Origin of the sequence: Pedobacter sp. ASV1-7 (assembly GCF_040203335.1) — a bacterium.
Lineage (GTDB): Bacteria > Bacteroidota > Bacteroidia > Sphingobacteriales > Sphingobacteriaceae > Pedobacter.
Genome location: NZ_JBEHBV010000017.1, coordinates 1 through 2670 on the forward strand (window position 1 = coordinate 1; position 2670 = coordinate 2670).

Annotated in this window: 1 pseudogene; it reads right to left on the reverse strand. The window is 44.5% G+C overall.

What is annotated here, in order from left to right:
* Positions 1–2670, reverse strand: a pseudogene (locus ABDJ41_RS22950) (hypothetical protein); the annotation flags it as partial.

Sequence of the window (2670 nt, forward strand, 5' to 3'; positions counted from 1 at the left end):
GGTCGGTTGCTCCGCTAATTAGCACGCCATCTTTGTACCATTGGTTACCCACAGCTGATGAGGAAGTCAGTTCCACGGAACCGCCATCGCAGAAAGTTAACAGGCTTGCATCAACATTAATTGTTGGCGCCGGAGGCAATGGGTTTTCTAACACTGTAACACCAGCAGAAACCGTATAACATCCATTCGCATCGGTAAACCGAACCGTATATACACCAGACTCAGTAGCTACATATTTTTGATCGGTTGCTCCGGTTATTATTGAACCATCTTTATACCACTGGTTGCCCACAGCTGATGAGGAAGTCAGTTCTACAGAACCGCCATCACAGAAAGTTAACAGGTTTGCATCAACATTAATTGTTGGAGCTGGTGGCAATGGGTTTTCTAACACTGTAACACCAGCAGAAACCGTATAACATCCATTCGCATCAGTAAATCTAACCGTATACACTCCAGACTCAGTAGCTAGATATTTCTGACTGGTAGCATCAGTAATCAGCACGCCGTCTTTGTACCACTGGTTGCCAGTAGCTGATGAGGAAGTCAGTTCCACGGAACCGCCATCGCAGAAAGTTAACAGGCTTGCATCAACATTAATTGTTGGTGCAGGTGGAAGTGGATTTTCTAACACTGTAACACCAGCAGAAACCGTATAACATCCATTCGCATCAGTAAATCTAACCGTATACACTCCAGACTCAGTAGCTAGATATTTCTGACTGGTAGCATCAGTAATCAGCACGCCGTCTTTGTACCACTGGTTGCCAGTAGCTGATGAGGAAGTCAGTTCCACGGAACCGCCATCGCAGAACGTTAACAGGTTTGCATCAACATTAATTGTTGGTGCAGGTGGAAGTAGATTTTCTAACACTGTAACACCAGCAGAAACCGTATAACATCCATTCGCATCGGTAAACCGAACCGTATATACACCAGACTCAGTAGCTACATATTTTTGATCGGTTGCTCCGGTTATTATTGAACCATCTTTATACCACTGGTTACCCACAGCTGATGAGGAAGTCAGTTCTACAGAACCGCCATCGCAGAAAGTTAACAGGCTTGCATCAACATTAATTGTTGGTGCAGGTGGAAGTGGATTTTCTAACACTGTAACACCGGCAGAAACCGTATAACATCCATTCGCATCGGTAAACCGAACCGTATACACACCAGACTCAGTAGCTACATATTTCTGACTGGTAGCATCAGTAATCAGCACGCCATCTTTGTACCATTGGTTACCCACAGCTGATGAGGAAGTCAGTTCCACGGAACCTCCATCACAGAAAGTTAACAGGCTTGCATCAACATTAATTGTTGGAGCTGGTGGCAATGGATTTTCTAACACTGTAACACCAGCAGAAACCGTATAACATCCATTCGCATCAGTAAATCTAACCGTATACACTCCAGACTCAGTAGCTAGATATTTCTGACTGGTAGCATCAGTAATCAGCACGCCATCTTTGTACCACTGGTTGCCAGTAGCTGATGAGGAAGTCAGTTCCACGGAACCTCCATCACAGAAAGTTAACAGGTTCGCATCAACACTAATTGTTGGAGCTGGTGGCAATGGATTTTCTAACACTGTAACACCAGCAGAAACCGTATAACATCCATTCGCATCGGTAAACCGAACCGTATATACACCAGACTCAGTAGCTACATATTTTTGGTCGGTTGCTCCGCTAATTAGCACGCCATCTTTATACCATTGGTTGCCAACAGCTGATGAGGAAGTCAGTTCTACAGAACCGCCATCGCAGAAAGTTAACAGGCTTGCATCAACATTAATTGTTGGTGCAGGTGGAAGTGGGTTTTCTAACACTGTAACACCAGCAGAAACCGTATAACATCCATTCGCATCAGTAAATCTAACCGTATACACTCCAGACTCAGTAGCTAGATATTTCTGACTGGTAGCATCAGTAATCAGCACGCCGTCTTTGTACCACTGGTTGCCAGTAGCTGATGAGGAAGTCAGTTCCACGGAACCGCCATCGCAGAACGTTAACAGGTTTGCATCAACATTAATTGTTGGTGCAGGTGGAAGTAGATTTTCTAACACTGTAACACCAGCAGAAACCGTATAACATCCATTCGCATCTGTAAACCGAACCGTATACACACCAGACTCAGTAGCTAGATATTTCTGACTGGTAGCATCAGTAATCAGCACGCCGTCTTTGTACCACTGGTTGCCAGTAGCTGATGAGGAAGTAAGTTCTACTGAACCTCCATCACAGAAAGTTAACAGGTTCGCATCAACATTAATTGTTGGCGCCGGAGGCAATGGATTTTCTAACACTGTAACACCAGCAGAAACCGTATAACATCCATTCGCATCAGTAAACCGAACCGTATATACACCAGACTCAATAGCTACATATTTCTGATCGGTTGCTCCGCTAATTAGCACGCCGTCTTTGTACCACTGGTTGCCAGTAGCTGATGAGGAAGTCAGTTCCACGGAACCTCCATCACAGAAAGTTAACAGGTTTGCATCAACATTAATTGTTGGTGCAGGTGGAAGTGGATTTTCTAACACTGTAACACCAGCAGAAACCGTATAACATCCCTTAGCATCTGTAAACCGAACCGTATATACACCAGACTCAATAGCTACATATTTCTGATCGGTTGCTCCGCTAATTAGCACGCCAT